The organism is Delftia sp. RIT313 (assembly GCF_000632165.1).
In the GTDB taxonomy this organism is placed as follows: domain Bacteria; phylum Pseudomonadota; class Gammaproteobacteria; order Burkholderiales; family Burkholderiaceae_C; genus Comamonas; species Comamonas acidovorans.
Map to the genome: position 1 here is coordinate 11,649 of NZ_JFYT01000034.1, position 17,871 is coordinate 29,519.

At 60.3% G+C, this 17,871-nt stretch carries 13 protein-coding genes; 4 read left to right on the top strand and 9 right to left on the bottom strand.

The window, feature by feature from the left end; all coding sequences use genetic code 11:
* Positions 1 to 13: 13 nt before the first annotated feature.
* From BW39_RS30130 to BW39_RS07195, 4 genes are read right to left on the bottom strand one after another with little or no spacing between them, the layout of a single operon-like run.
* A complete protein-coding gene (locus BW39_RS30130; protein ID WP_081816141.1) occupies positions 14 to 2,059 on the bottom strand; it encodes an AIPR family protein in 2,046 nt (681 codons plus the stop codon).
* Entirely contained in the window at positions 2,056 to 3,090 is a 1,035-nt protein-coding gene (locus BW39_RS07185; protein WP_081816142.1) for a PD-(D/E)XK motif protein, read from the bottom strand. Before BW39_RS07185 ends, BW39_RS30130 begins: the two co-directional genes overlap by 4 nt.
* Positions 3,083 to 6,019, bottom strand: a complete 2,937-nt coding sequence (locus BW39_RS07190) for a Z1 domain-containing protein (protein ID WP_081816143.1) — start codon at positions 6,017 to 6,019, stop codon at positions 3,083 to 3,085. Before BW39_RS07190 ends, BW39_RS07185 begins: the two co-directional genes overlap by 8 nt.
* Positions 6,019 to 7,563: an ATP-binding protein gene (locus BW39_RS07195; RefSeq protein ID WP_052155286.1), complete on the bottom strand. Its 1,545-nt coding sequence runs from the start codon at positions 7,561 to 7,563 to the stop codon at positions 6,019 to 6,021. The genes BW39_RS07190 and BW39_RS07195 overlap by 1 nt, the downstream gene beginning before the upstream one ends.
* Before the next feature lie 220 nt (positions 7,564 to 7,783).
* Here BW39_RS07195 and BW39_RS07200 point away from each other — a divergent pair, with 220 nt between their 5' ends.
* A complete protein-coding gene (locus tag BW39_RS07200; protein ID WP_043820751.1) occupies positions 7,784 to 8,218 on the top strand; it encodes a very short patch repair endonuclease in 435 nt (144 codons plus the stop codon).
* On the opposite strand, the gene BW39_RS07205 is transcribed toward BW39_RS07200, so the two are convergent.
* On the bottom strand, positions 8,219 to 9,850 hold the full coding sequence (locus tag BW39_RS07205) for a DNA cytosine methyltransferase (protein ID WP_052155287.1): 1,632 nt from the start codon (positions 9,848 to 9,850) through the stop codon (positions 8,219 to 8,221).
* A gap of 61 nt (positions 9,851 to 9,911) precedes the next feature.
* Positions 9,912 to 10,520, bottom strand: coding sequence for a type IV toxin-antitoxin system AbiEi family antitoxin domain-containing protein (locus BW39_RS07210; protein WP_043820753.1), 609 nt, complete (start codon positions 10,518 to 10,520; stop codon positions 9,912 to 9,914).
* Positions 10,521 to 10,656: 136 nt separating this feature from the next.
* On the opposite strand from BW39_RS07210, the gene BW39_RS07215 reads away from it, so the two are divergent.
* Entirely contained in the window at positions 10,657 to 12,363 is a 1,707-nt protein-coding gene (locus BW39_RS07215; protein ID WP_043820754.1) for a hypothetical protein, read from the top strand.
* 363 nt (positions 12,364 to 12,726) lie between these two features.
* On the opposite strand, the gene BW39_RS07220 is transcribed toward BW39_RS07215, so the two are convergent.
* On the bottom strand, positions 12,727 to 13,617 hold the full coding sequence (locus BW39_RS07220) for a hypothetical protein (protein WP_200871503.1): 891 nt from the start codon (positions 13,615 to 13,617) through the stop codon (positions 12,727 to 12,729).
* Positions 13,618 to 14,062: 445 nt separating this feature from the next.
* Here BW39_RS07220 and BW39_RS07225 point away from each other — a divergent pair, with 445 nt between their 5' ends.
* Positions 14,063 to 15,349 carry a M16 family metallopeptidase gene (locus tag BW39_RS07225; protein ID WP_043820816.1) on the top strand — a complete coding sequence of 429 codons (1,287 nt, stop codon included), beginning with the start codon at positions 14,063 to 14,065 and terminating at the stop codon, positions 15,347 to 15,349.
* Positions 15,350 to 15,423: 74 nt separating this feature from the next.
* Here BW39_RS07225 and BW39_RS07230 read toward each other — a convergent pair whose 3' ends face one another.
* Both BW39_RS07230 and BW39_RS07235 read right to left on the bottom strand, forming a co-directional pair.
* Positions 15,424 to 15,816: a 5-carboxymethyl-2-hydroxymuconate Delta-isomerase gene (locus BW39_RS07230; RefSeq protein WP_043820757.1), complete on the bottom strand. Its 393-nt coding sequence runs from the start codon at positions 15,814 to 15,816 to the stop codon at positions 15,424 to 15,426.
* A gap of 12 nt (positions 15,817 to 15,828) precedes the next feature.
* On the bottom strand, positions 15,829 to 16,809 hold the full coding sequence (locus BW39_RS07235) for a Bug family tripartite tricarboxylate transporter substrate binding protein (RefSeq protein WP_043820759.1): 981 nt from the start codon (positions 16,807 to 16,809) through the stop codon (positions 15,829 to 15,831).
* Between the two features lie 99 nt (positions 16,810 to 16,908).
* Here BW39_RS07235 and BW39_RS07240 point away from each other — a divergent pair, with 99 nt between their 5' ends.
* Positions 16,909 to 17,859: a LysR family transcriptional regulator gene (locus BW39_RS07240; RefSeq protein WP_043820760.1), complete on the top strand. Its 951-nt coding sequence runs from the start codon at positions 16,909 to 16,911 to the stop codon at positions 17,857 to 17,859.
* The last annotated feature ends 12 nt before the right edge of the window (positions 17,860 to 17,871 follow it).

The following is a 17,871-nucleotide window of genomic DNA, read 5'->3' on the forward strand; positions in this document are numbered from 1 at the left end:
GAGGGTCTGGGAATCAGGGGGCTATCTCAGCGACATAACCCAGTCGCATAGCATCGTCGTGAAGCTTTCGGCCTTGAGCCGCTTGTTTCGGAGAGGGTGCCTTGCCCTGACCTGCAAGCCTTCCCAAGCTGAAAGCAATGCTACGCTGCCAAGAAGCTAATGAGTCAGTCTTCTTTGCCCATGCGGAAATCCCAAGCCAAGTGTCTGCGGGAACTTGCATGGCCCATGTGACTTCGGCAATCTCTTGAGCTGTGGATGAGCTCAGGCTCCCGAGATTGGGAGTCGCTTCGGGGCGGTGAGCAAGAGCCAGTAGCTCTTCGGGTAATGGAAGATTAAGCTTTTGTACGGCTTTCCAGCATGCTTCGCTCTTGTACCAGTCCGTCACGTTTTTGCCACCCTCGGAAGTCGCAATGACTGGGTGCACAGAATCCACAAGCTCGCCGAAAAATGAAGTCAAGGACTTTGGCGCTGACTGCTCACGCCATATCGTGTCGAAGTCAAAGCGTTTGGCAGTTTTGTTGGAAATCCATGCCAGAACATAGGCAACAACTTGCCTTTTGTAGCTGTATTTTTTGCGTTGCGTAATTGCATCAATGGCATCGAATAGTATCGACCGCGCGATCATGTGCTTGAAAAAAGTTTCGTCGGGGCGATAGTTGAAGCCACGCTTTGCGACTTCCTCGTGAAAGACAATAAAGCACTTCTGCGCGCCACGGCTAACTATGTGGGGGTATTGCTCCCATGCCATCTCGCTTTTCGCGACATCCGTTTTTCCGAATAACTGACTTTTTGGGTACTCCCGTTCGAAGCGTGACTTCCTTGCAGGAGTGTCGGCGCGAGCGAGCTCATCAGCATATTGCGCTCGCGCTCGCTCGTAGAACCATTTGGTTTCTAATTGGGCAGTGCCCGATGCTGGAGCCCAAATTGTCCTTGAGTATTCTTCGATTTTCTGATTGAACGGATCGTTTGCGGATAAGTCCGATACGCTAACCTTGTTCTGTGAATTTGCGTACTTGGAGATCTGACCAACCAAGGTGTCAAGAGACTCTGGGGCTCTGACGCAGTTCAGCTTGACTTGAACCGCGATACGACTGATGTCGGCTTTGTCCTTTCGCACCGCTCGAAATAGTGATGCGGTAGTTTGGCCTCCATTAACGATCTGAAGATCAACAAGTCGAGTCAACCGTAGTGGGCCATTCTTGCTGCGTTCCACCTCAATGTTCTCGGCTGTCGCGGTCAGTCCATTATTGTAAGCAAAAAATCGGTCTGGCTCGGAAACAATAGTCGATCGGATACCCTTGTTGATATCTCCACGAACTTGGAGGAACGATCGAACATTGCGTTCGAGGAGGCGTGGGCCGTATTTTGCGTATATCGATACCAGTACCCTCGCAGGGAAGATGGCGAGGTAGCTGACGTAATCAGCACTAGGCTGATCGAATTCGAGGCAATAGACGGGTGGAAGATCGGGCTCCGTCAAATCGACGGCAATCCGCTCCCTGTCGCGTCCAGAGCTATACCAACGGAATAGACGTTCAATATCCCACACATGCAGAGTGACATCGGCTTCTCCCATCTCTGGAGCATCGGGAAGGCGATCCGTATTGACGATTCCATCCGTGACCAAAAATAGTCTTACACGGCTGAAGCCCTCGGTCTGCTGGTGCTGGCGGTGGATTATTTGGGACAAGCCGAATGCTGGCTCGACCTCGGCCATTCGTGTATATAGCCCTGCAACTGATTTTTTATAGAAGTTCACCAGCTGCCTGAAGGCGGCATCAACCTTTTGCTTTTCAAGCCTGACAGGTATAGGATTATCGGTTCGCAGGGCAACGAATAGGTCCAGCGTGTCTTCGGTTTCATCGGCTGCATAGCCGTCCACACGCATTCCAGGCGGTGCGTAACTACAGACATCGGCGTCGGAGATTTCCCCCGCTTCCGCCAAAAGTTCGAGCAGGCGGCGCGTGAAGGCCATGGCCAAGAAAGACTCTTCGCCTTCGATGCCGGCATCCCGCTGAACCTCGTTGTGCAACGATTGAAAATACTCGCTAAGCGTCATGATGTCGACAGGCTGTTCAGCTTCAACTTGGAAAGAGTTTCTGCAAATACGTTGTCCGCGCACTCAAAATCCGTACAGGCTTTGAGTTCGAGTATGTAGTCGACCTCGCTGAGTCCGGGGCGGAGCGAGTCTTGAATAAGGCGCGGGAATCCATTACTGACGCGAAATGCCCTCCGATGAGCTATGCGAAGTCGCAGGTGCTCATAGCGATGCGCATGACGCTCCATCCAACCAGCCTGTCCAAGCAGTCTCTCCAAGAGAATGGAGAATTCTTTAGATGACGATGCAAGGGAACGTAGATCGGAGACCAGCTTGTTTATGCTTTCTCCTGCGTCTGCATCGCGCTCTACCCTCAGGCATAGCAAGAAAAGGCACGTCAAGCCCACGTCGTCCAACTGTCGTTCTCCGTGAATGCGGACATGTGTCAACGGGCCCGAAAGCGATGTTTTCACCTCTACTGCGCACACGGATGGAATGATGAAATCCTGAGGGGCTCGTTGAGCTCCCGTCCACGACTCAAGCATGCCGACACCGCCTATCGGAACAAGAACGTCGCGCAACACCCAGAGTTCTCCGAACAGGCCGATCACTGCACTCTGGCTGATGCCGTCCGCGGCCGCTGCCAGAAAATCCTGCCAGCGCTCCAAGCGTCGGAAGAGAAGGACGATGGCGTCGCCAGCTGTTGCACAACTCGAGATTCCGTCGATAAGGTCGATGCTGAAGACTGTGAATATGTCGGCAAACTGTGCATCTTCGAGCTCAACCGCCAGGGTCCGCTGGCCAGCTGCTACGCCCTCGAGAGGGGGGGCGAGATGAACGACTAGCCCACCTGTCGCGGGAAGGTCCTGCAGCTTGCCTAGGGCTGCAGTCGGAATGTCGATCATCAATGACCTGGCGCCACTTGGGCATGCGACAGCCACGTGCGCCGAAACCTTTGCACCGGGATTGCCGAGCCTTCTGACCCAGCCGTTGGACTTGCGATGCGAGATGGACTCGAGCTCGCGCCAAAGCTGTTCCAGCGGATTACTCATCTGTCTGCGGCTCCTCGACGTCGTTCAGGTGTAGTTGGCGATATACCTCGTTGACTTGGTATTCGATGGGCACTGCCGTTGCGCTTGTTGGAAAGCTCAACGCACACGTAATGATGAACTTCGGTTCCGCGCTGATTCCTGCATTGGCTGCATCAAGAGGGTAGAGCAGAAGCAGTGCATGACTGGTCCGTCGAAGATCACGGATCACGGCTCCCACAGGGCGGCTTGGAGGCTGCTGGTTCGGGCGAGTGCGCTTGGCCTGTTTCGCTGCTTCGTATCTGAGCATGCTGATGTCCATGGCCACTTCAAGTGCAACCCGGCCCTTTGCATTTTGTATGAGGTTGCGCTCGATCGCGTTCTCTTCGCGGAATGCGCGTTTTCCCAGCAGGTGCTGAATCCAATTGCCATCCAGGGTGGCGCCCTCCAAGTCAATGCCCTGATCGGGAGGGTTGAGCACGTTACTGTTAGGGAGTTCGTAATGTCTAGAGGTATTGGCGTCCCCAGAGGCCACGTTCATCCGCTCGACCAAACTGACTTCGAGGCCACCAATTTTGCAGGGCTCTCCCCCGTTGGCGCCCAGAAGTGCAACTGTCCAATCGGTGAGCTCACCTTGCTTCAGCTGACGTCGAACGAACTGTGCGATTCGCTTTGCATCGAAGCCATTGGTGCCCATGGGGGACGAAAATCCCTCAAGAAAAATGCAGATCGTCTCCGCGTCCACGTTTCGCCAGACATGGGTGGGAGAGCCTTTCTTGCGTGGAGCTGGTGCAGGCAGCCGACCGATCAGTTCGTTGACGGCTTGGTCGTTCCCGCTTCGTATTTCTTTTCCGGTGGCAAGGGTGACGCATTGGGTCAGTGTCCCTTCGTATGACACCTGAAGCTTCTTGCTGGCGCGTGACTTGTTGAGCGCCGTGACGAGCATGCCACCAGGATGGGTGCGAACTCGCAGTCCATATTCTTCGGGGGTCGCTTTCAAAGATGTCATACGCTCGAACTCTCTGCGCAGTTCCGCCTCCGCCAATGCGATATGGCGGTACCAGTCGATAAGATCCGAGGATGTGTAGATGCGGCAAAGGTCCAGATAGCCGGGCCTGTAGCCAAACCATCGTCCCATCTGCAGCAATGAGTCGTACATTTTGGAGGCCCGCATGTAATACGACACCGACAGTCCTTCGAGGGTCAATCCACGCGACAGCTTGTCTCCGCCCACTGCAATGACGCTGACGCCAACGGCACGATTTCTTTCGTAGTCGAGCAGATCTGCGGACGATCCGTTGATTTCCAGCACCCGGATTTTTGCAACTGCTGGGTGCAGCCAGCCTTCGATATCCTTCCATGACATCGTTGGACAGGCGGCGTCGGCAACGGCCTTGGTCGTCGGCTCGAAATCGCTTTCCCAAAGTGCCCGGAGCTCTGCGCGCAGGGAAAGCGATGCGTCCTCGCTTTCATGTGCAATCCGGCGTTGAAGAAAAAGCAGTTCGTTCTTCACAAGCTCAGCGATCCGCCCCTGTGCATCCACGAAGCGAGCAACGTGGATCAGCATCGAGTTGTGCTTCACATGTTGGCCTCTTGCCGAACGCGCTGTACAGGCCAGCAGGAATGCACGGATGGCCTCTTTCAGAGAGTCGGGAAGTTCGTTGGGGGTGAAGCTGGGCTGGGCCTTGGGAGGAAAGAATTTTTCAAAGTCCGTGACCTTTCGAGTCAATGGAAGGGCGTCTCGCTCGTCCAGACCTGATTCTGGATCTCCATCCCTGCCAAAAACCTTTTCTACGCTGATGTAGTTGTCGGGCGGTGGTAGCGAGACTATGAAGCTGCGCGGAAAAAGATCATCTCCAAGCTTTCCATGCGTGGCTTTGGGGTCAACAAATATGTTGGCGAATGGCGTTGCGGTGTAGCCAACATATGCGCTTTTCTCGAACGCATTCAGCAGCTCTCGGATACGCCGATTGATTGCGGTTGGATCGACTTCTTTGGTGGAAACTCCTCCTGCCGAGATCTGTTCGCTTTTCTTTGTGTTGATCGACGAATGATCCGCCTCGTCATCGATCACCAACATCGGAATTTCGCGAACGATCTTTCCTCCGTCAGGAGTGTCAACTCCATTTTTCTTGGTGAGCCAAGAAATCAGATTTCCGAGAATCGACGTGTGCTTTTTCACGACGACGATGAATGGCGTCTCGCCCAGATGCATGACGGTGCCGAGGTTGCCTGCCTTGAAGTCCCCATCTTCAGCCCGAGCGGTCATCGAGTTGACCGGTAGGTCGGGAAAGGCAAGCGCCCCGACTCCGACCTTCATGCTTGCTTCTGCAAAGAACAGACTCGAATCCGTGTTGTAGCCAAGGAGTCCTTCCTCCATGCGAATCTGGGTCTGCGCTCGAAGGCTGTTGTGAATGCCTGCGAGGATGATGACTAGCTTGTAGCCAGCATCCAGTACCTTGCAGGCCAACCCGAGAAAGTTGCCCGTCTTGCCAGATTGAACGCTGCCAACTACCAACCCGCGGCGGTCCCATTTGCCAGCGCGTCGCGGATCTTCGAGCAATTCGAGAATGCCTTCTGTGCGGATGTCTACCGATCGCACCACGGGCTCTGGCAATTCCTCGATCATCTGAAGGAAGTTTTCGTATCTCTCCCAAAATTTCCAGTGAATCTCCCCTCGCCTGAGAGGCAGCCATTCGACGTGCCCTCGCGAGTCTGATAGAGATTGCATAGGGGCCACAAAAACATTGGAGTTTGACGCAAAGTAATGGATCAAGGCATCGACATCGACAGTGCCTTCGCCATATTCCTCTTCTGTCCAGCGCTTTGCCTTTTCGCAACGGTTCCGAATCTCCTCGATGCTCGGATTTGGAAAGCGCATCAGTCCGATGCGTGCTTGCTTCCGGGCCTCTTCTTGGGCAGTGGAGTTGTTGGGTGCGGTTGCAGAAATCATCAATCCAGTTCCTTCTGTGTGGGAGGAGATGTGTCAAGCGCTGCGATCAGATGAGTGCGGTCCCTGATCGAGGAAAGGCCGGAAAGGCTGGCAACTGCCTGCTGATGGGTTTTCCCCGAAGCAACGAGGCCCATGTATAGGTCGTCGAGCATTTCTCGAATCTGCTTGTCTTTTGTATCGTCGAATGGTGTTGGTTGCTCTTCCGGGGCCTCGGCATGCCTGATGTAGATGGAGGCGAGCGGAAGTGTCTGCTCCATCAGCTTGAGCAGTGCTTCTACGGCGCGGCCGTTTTCCCCTGTCCCCGCTAGCGCTCGAACAACATCATGATCACGATTGATGCGAAACAGCGTTCGCCCGCGCATTACCTTCACCTCCCAGACGCTTGAGTGGTCTTGGGGCGTGTTTGCCACGATCTGACGGCCTCGATGGCGATAAACCTCTTGGGCGCGTTCGCGTGTCAACCGCGCAATTCGTCGAAGACCCTGCCTGAGTTCCACGGGAGGGCTAGCCACCGATTTCCGGACATCCAGGTTCCATTCGAAATCAAACTCGTTGTCGAGGTCGATACGGATGCGTGCGAGCTTCAGATGTTCGTCTCGTGTGAGACCCAGTGAGAGCCATCCGCCCGCAGAGATCAGCCTGTTGTTCCGATATATGTAGAAGCCCTGATGTGCTGTCCAGCCACGCTGTCCCGATGCCTTGTCAAACTCTGCTTTCGTGAGTTTGGAGTAATGAGGCAAGACGTATGGGCGTACCTGGACGCTATGGCCGCCGATGCTCAGCCGTTCGCTGGGAAGGATTTGTGTCGCGGTGTGATCGCGCATGAACGGATCCCATCGATCGAGGATGACGTTTCCAACTTCCATCCTCACCGAACCGGAACCAACCAAAAACTCTCCGAAGACCATTGAAAGATGCGACGTAACACGGTCTGCTGCCTCCATGAAGGCCTTGTGTGCGGTCAAGTTGTCGGTTGAGACTTCGCCAACAAGCCGATCCAGGTTTTCCCAGACCACACACGTGCCGGATGGCTGCTGCATTGACCATTTGGCGTGTCGACGAGCGTCGCCTGTGATCTCGTGCTGAAGAATCCAGTCGTTCACAGCTTCCATGTAGGGTAGATCCCAAACTCGCGCCGCTTCTGGGTATCCTGGGGCGCGCGAGATGACGCTCATGCGACCTGCTTGAGAGAACGATGCCGTTTTTAGTCCGAGGCCAAACCGCCCGAGGTCGTTGGATGCTCTTTCCGCGCGGGGATTTCGGGCGCCTGCGCGCATTGCTTCCACCAGCTGACCCTCCTGCATCCCGCACCCGTTGTCGCTGATGGAGATGGTCGAGTTCTTTCCAGCCCAGTCGAACTGTATGCAGATATGTGTGGCGTTGTGCGAGATGCTGTTGTCAACGAGGTCTGCGATCGCAGTTTCGAGCGTATAGCCCAGCGATCTCATCGCCTCTATCAGCGCTGCAGGGTTGGGGGCCGCCCTATCGGGATGATCGCCCATGTCTCCAGCGATTGGCGCAATCTCGTCTTCCTGATTCAACAAGCTGAATCTCCCCCTTGAACTTTGTAACGAAGGTGCCGCGAATAACCTCTGTGCACCTATCGTAAGTGATTGTCACTCAAGCATACTGGATATCGGACAGGCAGGTGCCGGCAACTGAAGATGCTGCTGCTGGCTGTTTGGCGTCAAAGTCAAGTTATCTTGGAAGTGGCTTGCTCCGATGGCTACATATTCACATACCAGCCACGACTATCATGTCCATATGAAGCTCCCCACCACGCCAGAGCGCAGCCGGATGATGGCCGGTATCCGCGGGAAGAACACCGAGCCTGAGCTGAAACTTCGGCATGCTCTGTTCGCTGCGGGCTTCAGGTACCGTCTTCACCGGCGTGATCTGCCGGGATCTCCCGATATGGTTTTCCCGCGATATCGCGCCGTTCTGTTCGTGCACGGATGTTTCTGGCACCGGCATGAAGGCTGCCGATACACAACGACGCCTAGGTCGAACGCCGAATTCTGGCGCCTCAAGTTCGAGGGAAATGTCAGCCGCGACGTGCGTGACATTGCCCTGCTTCGCCAAGAGGGTTGGCGTGTCGCCATCGTCTGGGAATGCGCCTTGAAGAGATCGCTGGAGGATGTGGTCGCGACCGTGGAAGGCTGGCTTCAAGGCGAAAGGGATGAGCTTGCCGTCGACTGATCAGTTCGTCTGAACCAGATCCAGCTCGGTCTGTCGCCTGACTGGAATGGGGCCGTCCGGAATCGATCTGTTGTAACCGGTTGAATTTCTCGTCTTTCGTCGTGAGTCGCGGTTCAAACCCGCCAGGACACCTCTGACGATCTTCGCCAGCTTGTGGGCGAGCAGGGGCGGCACGGCGTTGCCTACCTGCGTGTACTGTTCCGTGCGGTTGCCCGCAAAGAAGTAGTTGTCCGGGAACGTCTGGAGTCTGGCCGCCTCCCTGACCGTGAGGCTTCGGCACTGGGTCGGGTCGTAGTGGATGTAGTAATGGCCATCCTTCGCGATGTGCGACACGATGGTCGTTGCAGGATCCCAGGCGCACTGCACTCGGAAACGGTCCTTGAATGGAATGGGCTCGGTCGCCTCCCGCTCCTTCGTCACGTTGTTGTGCTTCGGGAGCAGCTTCGGCGGAAATATGTCCAGGCGAGGCGAGTACTTCTCGGACTGGGCGAAGCAGGCGGCGAACAGATATCGCGCCAGGTCGGAGTCCATGTGTGAACGAGCCTCGTGTTGGCAGAAGCCATCCAGACTTCTGTCATGCACCCACCGCTGCAGCTCCGTCTGCTTCCCAAGCAGCGGCTTTCGACCGGGTTTCTGTGCAAACGGCTTGCCGACGCTGTTCCATGTGGCAGCTTGGGCCGAAGTACGCATGAGTTCGGTGATGGGCTGCTCGCTTGGCCTTCCCCAGCCTGCGACGTAGGACGGACCGGCAAGGACCGCCTCGCGCCAAGCTTCGATGGAGTCTCCCTTCGATAGCCTGCTGCGGAGCTTGGGGAGGTCTTCGATGGCCTGCCTCACGGACACGGCAGCCGTGATACCCAGCAGGTCATGGCGCGATGCTCCCGCGTCCTTGCGGATACCCAGCAGGATCACACGATGCCGGCTCTGAGGAATGCCATACCGCTCGGCCTGGATCACGAAGTCGATGGGTTCGAGCGTGTCGCTGTTGCCCTTCTTGACGAAGGAGCGAATTTCATACTCGAGGTCCGGCGCAGGAGCACAGAGGTCAGCCAAGATTCGCTCGAACATCGGGCTTCCGGAATGCTGCGAGGACAGCAGCCCCTTGACGTTCTCCATGACAAAGATCGTCGGCCGGTGTACCTTGATGATCCGCAGGTATTCCCTGTAGAGGAAATGCTTGACGTCGTCCTTGAAAGTCTTGTCGTTGGCTCGCCTTGCTCTGCCGGCCAACGAATAGGCTTGGCATGGCGGGCCTCCGATGAGCACCCATGTGTCCTTGCCTCCCAGGGCTGCCCGGATCTCGGTGTCGATGCTTGCCTCGTCGGCTTTGCCCAGCTCCAGGCAACGTGCTTCTCTTTCCGCGTGGGTGAAGGCCTCGGCAACGGCCGGTATCTTCCTGAACGTCGGTTCGTCGATCTCGTTGCGAATGTATGAGTAGTAGTGCTGTATGTGCTTCGTTCCGCGCAGTTGCCGGAACACGGCGCGCAGGGTCAGGGTCCTGTGGGCGATTGGATCCTTCTCGATCGAAAGACCGATCTCGAAGACGGGTTCGCGCTTGTGATCCCGGAGTGAGGAGAACCCCTCTCCGAGCCCCCCCGGGCCTGCAAAGAGATCAATTATTGGTATCGGCATTGGAGACCTGAAGATTTTTGAGTGGTCGATGGCCAGTCGAGTCGTGAATGGGCGATGCAGGTCATGCGGCGACGCTTTCAAGGTAGGGGCGCATCACGTTGGACACCCGGTCGATGTCCGCATAGTGCGACAGCTCGTCCATGGACACCTTGCGCCGTTCCCACCCATCGCGCAGCGCCTCGAGTGCCACATCGATACCGATCTTGTTGCGGTATTTGAAGCAGTCCGCGATGGTCTTGGCCACATTGAAGACTGGCACATCCAGCCCATCGATTCGCATGGACTGCACACCCTCGCTCAGCGCAGGGCCCGACATGCGGACCGGGCGCAGGGAAGGGTGTTCGACGCGAGGTGTCGGCGAGTTCTGGGGAATTGCCAGCCAAACCTGATGTGGTGCCTGGGTTCCCAGGCCGTGAACGCGCAGTGCCGAAAGCAGGCAGATGACACCTCTGGGAACCCTGAGGGCGGCCTCCGCAAGCGAGGTGTGTTCGCTCAATGGTCGATCGGGAAGGGAATAAACGCCGCGGCCCACACGCTTCAGCCGGCCATCCCTCACCAAGCGGCTCAGAATGATGGTCGGAAGAGACAGGGCAGCGACATCCCTGGCGCGCAGTAGAGACATACTGGCGGCCAGGGCCAGCACCTGTTCCTCCTGCGTCTGGCTGGACATTCGACTCACGGGCAATGATGTTGCATTATTTAGTCATTATTTCACAATCGAATAAACATCGCAGCCAAAACGGGCTGCAGTCGTTCGTGTTTGTGTGTTGCTCCGAGCCCTGGCTTCAGATCGAAGGGGCGCCAGCATGACGGAGCCGTCATCGAGGGAGCTTCAGCAGGCACTGAGCAACAGTCTTGGCGCGTTGCATGAGAGGGCGATTGAGGCCTGGAAGGGCCATGAGCAGGAAGGACTGACGTCCCTTGTAAGGGTGCTGGACTTCGTTGCCGTTGCGCCGCTCCTGGGCCTCGACGCCGCGATGGACAGGAGCAGCTGGCAATCGACGATAGCCTCTGCCATGGTGCTGCTGGGCGCTGCCGCAGGTCTCAGGCCTTTCCTTTCGGCCGTCGGGGATATACCCGGGGGTTTGCCATGGGGACCCAGTCGGATCCCCGCGCAGCAGTTCGCCCATTCCTATCTTCGTGAGTGCGGCGAGTTGACCTTCCTGCGGCGGATGGCCGAGCTGGAGCGCTACGGTCTCGCGACCTCGCAGTCGCTGGGTCCCGGGCGATTCAGGCTGGAAACCGCATCGAGTGCTCCGGAGCTTGCGCTCCAGGCAGCGATGCAGGCTCTGAGGGACAAGGACGATGCGATCATGGAGCAAGGGCGAACCGAAGCGGAGTGGGCACGTATCCATGCGAGGATGGCCCGATACGTCGATACCTCGAATGGTTGGTTCATCCGGTACGACAACGATTGGAATCTCGTGGAGATCTATCGCGAGGAAGCCCGGCGATTCGGACGCCATTTTCTCGAGGCGGAGGCATTGCCCGATGACGCGGTCATCGGAGACCGGACTTTCGGGGAGTGGCGGCACGCATGTGATCAGGCGCTGGGCAGAGTTCTTGCACACGTGAACTTCGCAAGGCTGCTCAAGAGGAAGAATCCATCCATCGATCTTGGGAATGTTCTGACCCTCTTCGCAAGGAAAGAGTCCGTCGGACAGGTATGGGAAGAGGCTGGAGTGCCTGCCGCCAGGATTCCGGCGACCATGCGAGCTCTCATGCTCGGGGCCGACCACCTAGACGACTGGGATGGTGCTTTCGAGACACCAACGCCCTTTCATGTGGAGCTGGGCAGGGACTTCGTGCTGCTGCCGCTGTTCGGGGCATTGACCAATCCCTACTTCGCGCTGTTTCGCCATCTGCGGCAGTTCTACCGTGCTGACTGGGATCATGCCGTGGACCGGCGCGAGGGTGTGTTCAGGGCAGATCTGGCGCAGCTCTTCCCTGAGCCTCGATATCTCGTTCCCGCGCGAGGGTTCCGGCTCGTGCGGGAGAACGGATCGCTGCTCACCGACATCGACGCCATCGTGGTGGATCGGCAGTGTGGCACGGTGGCGCTCCTGCAGCTGAAGTGGCATGACATCTTCGGCTTCTCCCTCGCGGAAAGGGAAAGCCGTCGGAGAAATCTGGCCAAGGCCAACGAGTGGACGGCGAGGGTTGCCGGTTGGGTTGGTGGTAGATCGTCGCGCGATGTCCTGGCGCAGTTGGGCGTCGACGAGCCAGCTTCTGCGCGACCTCCGGTTCTCTTCGTGCTGGCGCGGTATGCGGCGCGATTCGCGGGCGGGGATGACCAGGATGATCGGGCATGCTGGCTCGGCTGGCCCGAGATGCGGCATGCGATGGCCGATGACGAGGTGGCAACAGACCCATTGATGCTGATACCTGGGCAGGTGATGCGTCGTCAGCGGGGCTTCGAATCGCTGACGACGGAGGATGTCAGGTTCGAATTTCCAGGACTTGAGGTCGTTCTTCAGATACATGTATCCACTGGTCACGCCTACGGGGGATGAGCGACAACGGGGGCCAGCTTGGTTGCCCGCAATGGACTGTGCATCTCCGAAGTGATCGGACCGCGCTGTACGTGCTCCGCGTCGAGCCGCCATGGGCGTCTCGACCCTTTGGCTCCCATCGCTGATGCCTCAGTGGCAAGGCAACTGCGGGCAGTAGCGCTGGCTGGGGTGGCGGTGGACCACCAGGGCGGTGTCGTGGTGCATCGCGGCCTGCTGCGGCCGGAGGATGTCAAGGCCGTGCAGGCACAGGAGCGGGAGGCAGAGCGCGTGGCCGCACGGCTTGGCGGCAATGGAGGGGGCGACGGTGGCGCACCAGCGGTTCGCTCTGCGTTTTCCGAGAAGCTGATGCGGTGGCTTGATCGCTCATCGAACCGTCGCCTTACAGACCGAGGTTGTGCGGCATCCGCGCATTGCCGTGTACATCCTGAGCGCGGCGATCTGGCGCCGGGCCAGCAGTGTCCCGACGCGCGAGCCGAACGAGGCGGGCGCATCATTGCGGCGCGCGGCCGTGAGGGCGGGCAGGGCCTGCGGGTATTTGTCGGCGAAGTCTCCGGGGTACAGCACTTCGGCCAGGCGCTTCCAGCGCTCGGCATGCCGCATCACGTCCTCCGTGGCGTTGGGGGCGCGATCGAGCAGGCCCAGCAGCAGGCGCCGCGTGGCGCGTTTCATGGCCGTGAAGCGCTCCGATGCCGTTGCCAGCGATATGTCCCCGCCGCTGAGCGCAGCGGCCAGCCGGAGCACGTCCGTCGCCGTTTCGATGTGGCGCTGCAGGAAAGTGTCCCGTTGCGCGCAGCGGTCCACATGCAGCAGCAGCGCACCACCCACTAGCGCCCGGTTTTTCCGCAAGGCAATGGCTTCGGGCAGCAGGCGGAATACATCGCCCCGGTATTGCCGGACGAACCAGACGACATCGGCGGCGTCCGCTTCCGACAGCGAGGTGCGCGACGAGACCTGGGGTTCGAGCAGCGATTCGAACTCCTGCATGCTGCCCAGCTCGATCACCCGGTGTATGAACTCGCCCTCCAGCAACGCAGGGCGGGCATTGCGCTGCGGGGGCAGGCGCCTGAGCGTGAGGTAGTGTATGACGGCCGTCAGGTACAGCTGCGCCTTGGAGGCCGCCAGCACTTGGCCCGGAAAATAGGGATACAGCGGCCGGTGCCGCACATGGGCGCCCATCTGGCGCCGCAGCACGGCAAGCACATCGCGCAGCCAGCGCGCGAGCACCTGGGCCGACAGCTGGCCCAGGTGCTTCATGAGGGGCTGTGACAGCACGCACCGCAAGGCGGCGATCTCCTGGACCGCCGAGGCTACCTAGGCGCGCGTGGCGCCCCCGTGCCCGCCGGGACGTGGACCTTGCCCCAGCGCCGCAGGAACAGCTCCTGATTCATGCTGGTGTTCTCCCCGGGCCGCCTTTGCATTGCGCGGGCCGTAGCGCCGTGTCGGTGCCTGATGTGAAAACGCCTGCAGGATGCAGGCGCGGTGTGGAGAGCGGGACCTCTAGGTAATCAAATGGAGAAGGAAGGTGTCCCATAGCCACGCAGGCATTGTATGAGAACACCGCCGAGGCCTTTGCATCAGCGGCCTGGCCTGTGCAGGTTCTGCTGTGCGGATACAGCCCTGCGCATCCTCTGGAGCGCGACGACAATAGCCCATGATTCAAAAAAAGCCCCTGGCGGCAACCGAACTGGAGCGGCCTGCCATGGCCCTGCGCACTCTTGCGAATGGGGTCCGGCTGCTGGCGCTGCCCATGCCGCACCTGCAGAGCGTCAGCGTGGGTGTGTTCCTGCGCGTGGGCTCCCGCGACGAGACCTCCACCAGCAACGGCATCAGCCATGTGCTGGAACACATGGCGTTCAAGGGCACGCACACGCGTTCCGTGCAGGAGATCAACCTGGATGCGGAGCGGCTGGGCGCGGAGGTCAACGCCTTCACCGGGAAGGACATCACCGGCTATTTCATGACCGGCCTGGGCTGGCATGCGCAGGCCTTGCTGGGAATGATTGCGGACATCGTGCTGAACAGCGTGTTTCCCGAGCATGAATTGCAAAGGGAGCTGCAGGTGATCCGGCAGGAGGCCATCGAGTACGAAGAGGACCCGGAAGACAGCGCCGGGGACCTGCTGGACCGCGCCATCTGGGGCGACGACCCCATGGGCATGCCGGTGATCGGCACGGTGGCCAATATCGAAGGCTTCACCCGGCAGGATCTGGTGCGCCATGTGCAAACCCATTACGTGGGAGAAAAGACCGTCGTCGTCGCGGCCGGAAACTTCGATGTGCCGGCCTGGCTGGAGCAGGCGGCGCAGCTGTTCGCTGGCATGCCTGCTTCCGCCAATCCGGCTGTGGCGTTGCCCCCTCAGCCCGCAAAGTATGTGGGGCAGGCCCTGGCGCAACGCTTCACGCAGGTGTCCCAGGTGTTCGTGAACCTGGCCTATCCCCTGGTGTTCGAGCAGTTGCAGGGCGAGCACCCGCAGCGTGCGCGTCTCGTGGCCTCGCTGGCGGCCCATCTGCTGGGCGAGGGGATGTCGTCGCCCCTGGTCGATACCGTGCGCGAACGGCTCGGACTGGCCTATACGGCCTATGCGGCGATGGAGGGCGGTGACGTCTGGGCCAATTTCATCGTGCATGCCGTCACGACGCCGGACAAGCTCGAAGCGCTGGTGGCAGCGACAGGCGGCCTGCTGCGCGCCCAGGCGGCCGGCATCGACCTCGTGCATCTGGAACGGGCCAAGAACCAGCTGGCGGTCTCGCGGGTGCGCGCCGGCGAGCGGACCTACGCCACCATGGAGCGGGCTGTCGAGGACCTCTTTGCCCATGGCAGCGTGACATCCGTGGCCGAAACGCTGGCGATGATCGACGGCATCGGTGCCGAGGAAGTGCGCAAGGTCTTCGAGCGCATGCTGGCCCATCCTCCGGCGGTGGCCATCACCGGCAAGGGCGCCAGTGCCCGGACCGTGCGGCAACTGGCTGCAGGCCTGGCGGCCTGAGCCGGCAGCGCGCGATCAGAGGCCAGCGGCCAGCGGCCAAGCGCCAGCCGCAACACATGGCGCTTTTCCCGTTGTCATGGAGTTGGGGAAACGGGCGGCGGCGCGTTCCATTGCCGCTTGAGGTAGTGCGACTTCGGGTGCTCCTGCAGGAACACGCAGCACTGCACCCACGCCGCTGACTCCGGGTGCGCGTCGACGGCGCGCGAGAGATGCCCGAGCACGACCTCGGCCATGGCCGAGCACATCTGTGGCGGGCGCGGGTTGGTCAGCGTCAGGGTGGCGATGAGTTGCTGCGCGTGGGGGTCCTCGCCGCACAGTCCGACGGCGATGGGGGCCACGCGCGACTTCAGGTCCGCGAGCCGCGCCCATCCGCGCTCGGCCAGCGCAAGGTGCATGGCGTGCAGGACCGGCTCCCACTGGATCGACGGGAGCAAGGATGGCGATACCTCGATGGCGATGTGCGGCATGGGGCGGCGCCTTCAGTCGAGCTTGATGCCGACTTCGCGGATCAGCGTCTGCCAGCGTGCCCGCTCGCTGTCCAGCAGGCGTGCGAATGCCTGGGGCGAGTTGTCGATGGGCACCGAGCCGAGTTCGGCCAGCCTGTCCTGCGTGGCCTTGGTCGCCAGCGCCGCGCCCATGTGCTTGACCAGCCAGGCCTTGCGGTCGGCCGGGGTCGCAGCGGGCGCGAGGAAGCCGTACCAGCCGCTGATCTCGGCGTCCACGCCCGATTCCTTGAGCGTGGGCACGCCGGGCAGCGCGGGAATGCGCCTGGCGGAGGTCACCGCCAGCGCCTTGAGGCGCCCGCTTTGCACATGCTGCAGGATGGCCGGCGTGGCTTCGAACACCATCTGCACCGTGCCGCCCAGCACGTCGTTGAGTGCAGGCGCGGAGCCCCGGTAGGGAATGTGCAGGATCGAGGTGCCGGTCTGGCGCTTGACGAGTTCTCCCGCCAGGTGCTGCGGCGTGCCGTTGCCGGCGGATGCGTAGGAGAACTTGCCCGGGTTCTTGCGCAGCCATTCGAGCGCCTCCTTGGCCGTGGTCGCCGAGAAGGAGGGATGCACGGCCCAGATCAAGGGCACCGAGGCGGCCAATGCCAGCGGTGTGAAGTCCTTGGCCGGATCGAAGTTGAGCCTGGAGTACAGCGCCGGGTTCGCGGCCATGGGGCCGAGTGCGCCCAGCAGCAGCGTGTAGCCGTCGGCCTCGGCGCGTGCTGCCGCCTCCGTGCCGATGTTGCCGCCCGCACCGCTGCGGTTGTCGACGATCACCGTGCTGCCGCTGTCCGTCTGCAAGGCGTTCGCCATCAGGCGGGAGACGGCATCGGTGGTCGCACCTGCCGGATAGGGGCAGATGATGCGGATGGGCTTGGAAGGGAATGCCTGTGCGCGCGCCGAGGGGCTTGCGCCCAAGGCTGAAATGGCCGTCGCCGTGCTGGCGTACTGAAGGAAGTTGCGTCGTTTCATCGGTGCTCTCGTGACCAGAGTTGTCTCGTGGCCGTAGTGTCGGCAGGCCCTTGTTTCTTCGCAATTCGCATTTTCTGGCCGCGCCTATCGGATAATCCGATGGCCATGTCCGCACGCAGCCGCGACCCCCTCGATCTCGTCTCATTGCGCCAGTTGCGCTACTTCGTGTCGGCGATGCGGGCGCACAGCTTCAGTGCGGCATCGCGCGATGCCTCGATCTCGCAGGCGGCGCTGTCGGAGCAGATCGCCTTGCTGGAATCGACCCTGGACGTGCATCTGTTCGACCGTGCGAGCGGGCGCGCCGTTGCCACGGCCTCCGGACATGAGCTCGACCGCCGGGTGTCGGCCTGCCTCAGTGAGCTGCAGGCGGCGCTGCGCGATGTGCAGGCGCGTGCGAGCACCGTGGCGGGCCTGGTGCGCATCGGCCTGGTGCAGTCATACGCGGGATGCTGGGTACTGCCCGTCGTGCGCAGGGCCCAGGCGCAGTGGCCGCAGCTGGCGATCGCACTGCGCAGGCGCACCGCACAGGCCTTGGTGGAGGGCGTGTTGCGTGGCGATTTCGATCTCGCCGTCAGCTTCGACCCGGAGCCGCATGCCGATCTGGAGATCCTGGCCTGCTTCGACGAGCCGGTGGTGGCCGTCGGATTGAAGCCCCGCCGGCGGCGACGCCTGCTGGAGCTCAGCGAGGTCGCGAACCACCCCCTGGCCTTGCTGCCAAGCGAATACGCAATGCGGCGCCAGCTCGACAACGCCTTTGCGGCGCAGGGGCTGAAGCCGGGCGTGCATCTGGAGTCCGATACGCTGGAGGACCTGGTGCATGCCGCCCGTGAAAACGGCATGGTCGCGCTGCTCAACGGTGCCGCGGCAATGAGCCTGGACGTGCAGGACGCAGTCCCGTTGGCCGAGAGAAATCTGGGCCGGCAAGCCTGCCTGGTGCGCTCACGCAGCCGTCACCACGGCTTTGCCGCCCAGTACGTATGGGACGAGCTTTCGGCGGCAACCCCCACGCTGCCGCCAGCGTGGGGGCGGCGCGTTGCAGCCGCGCGCTAGACGTCGGCCGGG

Excerpts from the sequence above, each read along its gene's own strand:
- BW39_RS07240 (WP_043820760.1), top strand. The coding sequence starts at position 16,909 with ATGGCCATGTCCGCACGCAGCCGCGACCCCCTCGATCTCGTCTCATTG.
- BW39_RS07220 (WP_200871503.1), bottom strand. The coding sequence starts at position 13,617 with ATGAAGCACCTGGGCCAGCTGTCGGCCCAGGTGCTCGCGCGCTGGCTG.
- BW39_RS07215 (WP_043820754.1), top strand. The coding sequence starts at position 10,657 with ATGACGGAGCCGTCATCGAGGGAGCTTCAGCAGGCACTGAGCAACAGT.
- BW39_RS07200 (WP_043820751.1), top strand. The coding sequence starts at position 7,784 with ATGAAGCTCCCCACCACGCCAGAGCGCAGCCGGATGATGGCCGGTATC.
- BW39_RS07190 (WP_081816143.1), bottom strand. The coding sequence starts at position 6,019 with ATGATTTCTGCAACCGCACCCAACAACTCCACTGCCCAAGAAGAGGCC.
- BW39_RS07230 (WP_043820757.1), bottom strand. The coding sequence starts at position 15,816 with ATGCCGCACATCGCCATCGAGGTATCGCCATCCTTGCTCCCGTCGATC.
- BW39_RS07210 (WP_043820753.1), bottom strand. The coding sequence starts at position 10,520 with ATGTCCAGCCAGACGCAGGAGGAACAGGTGCTGGCCCTGGCCGCCAGT.
- BW39_RS07205 (WP_052155287.1), bottom strand. The coding sequence starts at position 9,850 with ATGCCGATACCAATAATTGATCTCTTTGCAGGCCCGGGGGGGCTCGGA.
- BW39_RS07185 (WP_081816142.1), bottom strand. The coding sequence starts at position 3,090 with ATGAGTAATCCGCTGGAACAGCTTTGGCGCGAGCTCGAGTCCATCTCG.
- BW39_RS07235 (WP_043820759.1), bottom strand. The coding sequence starts at position 16,809 with ATGAAACGACGCAACTTCCTTCAGTACGCCAGCACGGCGACGGCCATT.
- BW39_RS07225 (WP_043820816.1), top strand. The coding sequence starts at position 14,063 with ATGGCCCTGCGCACTCTTGCGAATGGGGTCCGGCTGCTGGCGCTGCCC.
- BW39_RS30130 (WP_081816141.1), bottom strand. The coding sequence starts at position 2,059 with ATGACGCTTAGCGAGTATTTTCAATCGTTGCACAACGAGGTTCAGCGG.